This window comes from Micromonospora sp. WMMD1120 (genome assembly GCF_029626235.1).
Taxonomy (GTDB): domain Bacteria; phylum Actinomycetota; class Actinomycetes; order Mycobacteriales; family Micromonosporaceae; genus Micromonospora.
In genome coordinates this window covers 1-5998 of sequence record NZ_JARUBO010000001.1, presented here as the reverse complement: position 1 = coordinate 5998, position 5998 = coordinate 1, and the positions used below count along the sequence as shown (strand labels likewise).

Annotated in this window: 4 protein-coding genes; 1 reads left to right on the top strand and 3 read right to left on the bottom strand. The window is 73.9% G+C overall.

Annotated features, from left to right (window positions below; all coding sequences use genetic code 11):
- Both O7634_RS00020 and O7634_RS00015 read right to left on the bottom strand, forming a co-directional pair.
- Positions 1 to 597: hypothetical protein (locus tag O7634_RS00020; protein WP_278148119.1), on the bottom strand; the 597-nt coding region annotated here is incomplete at its 3' end.
- Positions 594 to 1529, bottom strand: coding sequence for a ParA family protein (locus O7634_RS00015; protein WP_278091425.1), 936 nt, complete (start codon positions 1527 to 1529; stop codon positions 594 to 596). The genes O7634_RS00015 and O7634_RS00020, both read right to left, overlap by 4 nt.
- 313 nt (positions 1530 to 1842) lie before the next feature.
- On the opposite strand from O7634_RS00015, the gene O7634_RS00010 reads away from it, so the two are divergent.
- The gene (locus tag O7634_RS00010; protein WP_278091426.1) at positions 1843 to 2154 is read left to right on the top strand and encodes a hypothetical protein; all 312 of its coding nucleotides are present in this window, start codon (positions 1843 to 1845) and stop codon (positions 2152 to 2154) included.
- 119 nt (positions 2155 to 2273) lie between these two features.
- Here the strand turns inward: O7634_RS00010 and mobF are convergent.
- The coding region (mobF, locus tag O7634_RS00005) for a MobF family relaxase (RefSeq protein WP_278148118.1) at positions 2274 to 5998 on the bottom strand (3725 nt) is incomplete at its 5' end.

The following is a 5998-nucleotide window of genomic DNA, read 5'->3' as shown; positions in this document are numbered from 1 at the left end:
ACGGCGTAGCAAATGCGCCTCCAGCGCGGCAGCGACGAGCTCGGACCGGGAGCCGGCTCCGGCTTCACCAACGATTTTGTCCAGGACTCGCTGGTTACGGCCGGTTGCTTTGAAGGTCCACAGGACACGGCGTGTGCTGCTACTCCGGTCGCCGGGCTGCGGCGCGAAGGGTCCCACCGCGGCGGACGGTTTGGCTGCGGTCCTGCGGTGTGCTGCCACCAGCTCGGGCAGTTGGTCGCGGAGTGCGGTGATGGCCTGGAATGCGATTTGGGCGTTGGTGCGGCCGTTGCGGGTACGCCGGACCGTGGTGACGACGGCGGGCAGCACGTACACGCTGATCTGCGCGGGCAGGTCGTCGTCCGCGTCGCCGTCGTCGTGCCGGTGCTCGGTCTGCGGCCTGGCCACAGGCGTCGTCTTCTCGCTCCGCTGGGGCTGTTGGGTGACGCGAGCTGCTGGCGTGGCGTTGGCGGCGACCGCGTCCACGGCGCTGGTGCGGCGGTCGGGTAGCCGGCCCGCGAGGGTGTTGGCGGCCGTCGAGACGGAGGCTGCGGCGGAGGGGCCGAACAGGTCGCTGAGGTTCTCGGAGTCCGCGCTCACGCCTGGGTGGCTTCCTGGGCGGCGATGATGTCGAGCACCTCGGCGGCGAGGGCGCGGAAGTCGGCGGAGACGCTGGCGGTGGCTGTGCTGTGTCGTCCGGGCTTGCGGCCCTGGCGTAGGGCTTCCCAGAACGCCGGCTGCGCGGCGGCCTCGATCTCCAGCTCGTGGGCGAGCTTGCCGGCGCGGCGCGCGTCCCGGGCGACCCGCTCGGAGTAGCGGATGGTGGAGGCCAGCATCGGGCTCTGCCCGCCGAACGCGGCGGCGACGTCTTCCTTGACCTCGGCGTGGATCGCCCGGGCCCCGGACAGGGTCGCGAACAGCACCACGCCGAGCAGCCCGAGGGTGGGGTTGATCTCGCGGGCGGTGCGGAACCGCTCGGCGGTGAGCTTCATGCCGATCAGCCCACCGGTGTCCGACCGGGTCGGCATGATCGTCCAGCGGGCGGCGGCGAGCGCCAGGTCGACCAGGACGATGTTCTCCGGCGGCGAGTCGATCAGGATCAGGTCGTAGTCGGCCGCCATCGGTGCCAGGGCAGCGGCCAGGCCCAGGTACGCGGCGCGGCCCTCCTGCTGCATGTTCATCGTGATCAGTGGGGTCAGCGCGGCCAGTTCCCGGCCGCCGGGCACCACCCAGAGGTTGGGCCGCACCTCGTGGGCCACCAGCGGGTTCTTGCCGGGCCGGCGGATCGCCTCGTAGAGCTGCTCCCCCTGGTCGTCGACCTCGGTGCGGTCACGGTAGCCAAGGTCGTCGGACATGTTGGCCTGGCGGTTCAGGTCGACCCCGAGCACCTTGTACCCGGCGGCCGCGAGCTGGCCCAGCAGATTCGACACCAGGGTGGTCTTTCCGACCCCGCCCTTGTCGTTGACCATCGCCACGATCCGGTCCATGGCCGCGGTACGGGCGAACTGACTATCGAACATCGTGAGCGTCACCGGTGGGCTCCATCAGCGAGTGGCGGTTGTGCACTACGTGCGGGCGCGTAGTGCCTGCTCGCAGAGGGTGCCATGCCCACGCTCGATCGGGCGACTGGGGCACGCACCACTCCCCCGCTCCTTATGCTCGCTCGCTCCGCTTTCTCGCTTTTTAGACTCGCTATCGCTAACGACTATTGGTTTGGGCTATCGGTTTCCACGATGCCGTTTCATCGTTGATCAGGGCATGGCCCCTCGCGTAGCCCCGCCGCCGACGGCCAGCGCGGATGCTGGTGACACCACTCGTCAGATCACCGTCTACGTACTGCCTCACGTGCCTGAGCAGATCCGCGCGGACAAGCGTGGCCGTACCAACGCCGCGGTCGTCTACGACGCCATCGAGAGCGCGCAGGAGCAGTTGCCCGCGCTCCTGGCTGCTCGCCGCGCGGTGCCCGACGTGGCTTCTGGTGGCCTGTTCGCCCGGCACCCGGTCGACCGCCGCGGTGACGCCGGCCGGGTGCCCTGGACGTTCAAGACCACCCCGGCCAACCGCCGGGTCCTGGACCAGCTCGTCGCCGCGCACCGCGCCGTCTCCCGCAGCGAACTCGTCTCCACCGTGCTCGAGTACGCCTACCCGCCGCGCTGACCCGACGGGCTGCTCGTCGAGCAGGGGGATGTCAAAACCCCGGCTGCGTGCCCTTGCGGGGCAGAGGCTGGCCGGGGTCTTCGCCTGCGAGCGTAGCGCGTTTCGGCAGCGTGGCGGGGTCACATGCCCAGTGACGGGCCCCGGTCGATGGTGGGCCGGGGCTCGTGGGTGGGTTGTGGGGCGCGGCGTTGGGTGGCCTGCTCGTGGGCTTGGTCGGTGCGTTGGCGGGTCTGCTGGGCTTGGCGGGCGAGGTCTTCGGCGCGGGCGAGCAGTGGGTCCAAGCGCTGGCGTAGCGCGGCTTCGGCGCGTAGCGCTTCGCTGCGGCGCTGCCAGCGGGTGGCGTGCTCGCGGGTGTGGGTGATGGCCCGGCCGGTGGGGAGCTGTTCGGCGTTGGCGACGTCGAGGGCTTTGGCCTGGGCCACGCGCGCGGGCCAGTCGCGGTGCAGCGCGGTCAGCCGCTCGGCGGCGTCGGGGGTCGCCCGCGCGATGGGTGCGGCGTGGCGGGCGCGGGCCTGCGCGGTGTTCTCGGCGTGGTCGTGGCGTTGTGCCTGCTGTGCGGCGGCGACGGCTTGGGCGGCCAGCTCGGCGCGGCTGGTGCCGGCCAGGCGCAGCAGCAGCGGGTTGCGCTGCGACTGAGCGTGTAGCTGCTGGGCTCGGGTCCGGGCGTCGGTGGCGGCCTGCCGGGCGGCGGCGGCGTCCTGGCGGGCCTGGTCCACGGTGGTGGCGGCGTCGGCGGCCGCGCGGAGCTGGTCGCGCTGCGCGGTCAGGGCCTGCATCGAGGGGCCGGTACCGTCGCGGGCGGCGGCGAGTTGCTCGGCGGCGTCGGCCAGGCGCCGGGTGATGTCGTGGTGGGTACGCGCGATGACGGTGTCGGCCTCACCGATCGCGGCGCGTAGCTGCGCGTCGGTGAGCTGGCCGTGCGGGCGTTGCCGCCAGGACACGTGGGTGCTGGCGCCGTCGGGGACGTGTTCGGCGCGGCCGCCGGCGGCCAGGGCGGCCTGGCGTTGGCGGCGGGCGGTTTCGGCGCGCACGACGGCCAGGCCGTCGCGCAGCTGCTCGCGGGTGAGCCGGCCGGAGGGCTGTTCGCCGGCGGCGATGGCCCGCAACTCGCCCATGACCTCGCGTCGGGTGTGCTCCTGCGCGACCTGCTTCTGGGCGGTGGTCAGGGCGGCGTGCTGGAGCCGTTCGCGCAGCACCTCCCGCGCGGTCGGCTGGCGCAGCAGTTCGTCGTCGAGGGCGTCGACGCGGGCGGCGAGCGCGTCGACGTCGCCGACCGGCTGAGCCACACGCGGCGTGGTGTCGGGGTCGCGGCGGGGCGCCGGGACGACGGGACGGAGGGTGATGGGCTGCGGTGTCTGGCCGAGCTCGGCCAGCACGATGCCGTCGGGCCGGTCGCGTTCGACGGCGGTGGCGTAGGCGTCGACGGCGCGTTGGCGTATCTCGGCGGCGCTGGCGGGGGCGCCGAGGCGTACCCGGTCGGCCGGGTCTTCGAGTGGGTCGAGAGCGAGCCACAGGTCGGCGCGGCGCCGGTCGCGTGACATCGCCGGGTACAGGACGTTGGCCTGCATCCCGTTGCCGTAGACCAGGGTCCGGTCGGCGGTCAGCCCTTGCGCCTTCGCTGCGGTGATCGCGTATCCGAGGCTCACCCCACCGCCGGCGATGTAGGCGGGCGTGACCCACGCGCGGGCCAGTTGCGGGCCGTCGGGGCCGGGCTGGCGCCATTCGACCTCGGCCCGGCCGCGGTCGTCGAGGGCGGTGACGATTCCGCGGAATCCGTTGAGGACGTCGACGCCCTGGCGGCGGCGGTCGTTGACCCGCAGCAGCACCTGCTCGCCGGGCGCGAGGGTCAGTGTGCCGCCGTCGCGCAGCTGGTAGACCCGCTGCGGGCCGGGCAGCTCGCCGGCGGCGATCCGGATCGCGCGGGCCCGCTGGTTCAGCTCGTCGACGTCGGCGTTGGTGTGCGCGAGGACCAGCAGGTGCTGGATGCGGTCGTGCGGGTCGTCCCAGCGGGTCCGCTCGGTCGACCAGGTGGCGATCAGCTCGGTGTGCGCGGCCGCGGTGGTGTCGGTGGCGTGGATCCGCCCGGCGTCGGCCCACCGGTACAGGGCCTGGCGGCGGGCGTCTGTGCGCCACAGCGCCAGCGCGGCCCGCTCGTCGACGTCGCGCTGACGCCGGTTGTCGGTCAAGGTGAGCCCGCCGAGCAGGTCGTGCACGGCGGCGAAGGTACCGCCGACCCCGACCGCCTTGAGCTGCTGCGGGTCACCGATCCCGACGACCTTCACCCCGGCGGCGCCGGCGGCGTGAAGGAGCCGGGCCATGTGCCGGTCGTCGACCATCGCGGCTTCGTCGACCACCAGGACGTCGACGCCGGCGAGGCCGGGACCTGCGTCGATGCGGTGCAGCCAGGAGGCGATCGTGCGGGACTCGATGCCCGCCTCGCTCTGCAGGTTCTGCGCGGCCACGGCCGCCGTGGCGGCGCCGGCGACCACCTGACCGGTCGCGGCGTAGGCGCTGCGCAGCACCGCCATCAGCGTGGTCTTGCCCGCGCCGGCCACACCGATCACGGCGTCAACCCCGTGCCCGCCGCCGGCGAGGCGGTCGAGAACCGCCCGCTGCTGCGCGCTGAGGGTGAAACCGTTGGCGGTCTCGAACTGGGCCACCGCGAGCGCGATGGTCTGCTCGTCGAGCACTGCGGTGGTGCTCGCGTACCGGTCCCGGGCGGCCGCGAGCACCGCCCGCTCGGCGTCGACGATGTCCGCGCTGGTGTAGCGGTCGGCGTTGGACAGGTGCACCGCGCCGGCCGGCGGCAGCGCCACGGCGACGTCGAGCGCGAGGACCTGGTCGGCGAGCTGCTCGGCGTCGGCCAGCTCGTCGACGCCGGCCGGGCCGGTGGCGTCCAGGACGGCGGCGAGGACCTCGGCGCGGGTGGTGACCTTCCGGTGCCCGGTCAGCCCGTCCTCGGGTCGGAACACGTGGGCGGCGGCCTCCTGGGGGCTGGGCCGCGGCGGTGGGTGGCTCGGGCCGGGCGTCGCGGCCGCCACCACCGCGGGCGGGTCGACGCCGGCGGTCAGGGCCTGGCGGTGCCACTCGACGCGCAGGTCTCCGCCGGCGCCGGGGGGCTGCTTGGCCTCCTTGGTCTGCGCCGCGACGACCTTCTGTTGCCGGGCGGTGGTGGCGGCCGGGTCGACGCCGGCGTCGCGCATCGCGGCCTCGACCTGGGCGGCCCGCTTCGACATCCGGGTGCGCAGGTCGGCCGGGACGGCGGCGACCTCCCACGCCCCGGTCCGTTCGTCGCGGACCCACTCCATTCCCCACCGGGCGTGGGTCATCGCCCGCAGTCGGGCCTTGACCAGGGCGTCGGCGGCGTGCGCGTGGCGGTGGATGTCGCGGCCGCCGGCGCCGATCGTCGACCACTTCCCGTCGGTGCCTTTGACCAGGTTCAGCAGCGTGAGGTGGGCGTGCAGGTGCGGATCCGGGGCGGCACCCGGGACTGGCCGGGCGGTGCGGTGCACCGTCATCCAGCCCAGCAGCCCGGTCCCGTCGACCCGCTGTGCGCGCTGGCCGTCGCCGTGGTGCCCGCGCATCCCGTAGCCGGCCCACCCCTGCATCGCGCTGACCGTCTCGCGGACCGCGTCGAGGTAGACGTCCTCCAGCTCCCGGGCCAGGTCCGCCGGGGCCAGCGCGGTCAGGATCGAGTACGACTTCGGCAGATCGAGGGTCAGGTCGTAGCCGCGGTTGCCGACCTGCACGCGCTTGTTCGCGTGTGCCCGGGCCAGGTCGAGATCCGCGGCCGGGTACACCTCGGCCAGGTCGACGCCGGCCGCGTCGGCGACCCGTTGCAGGT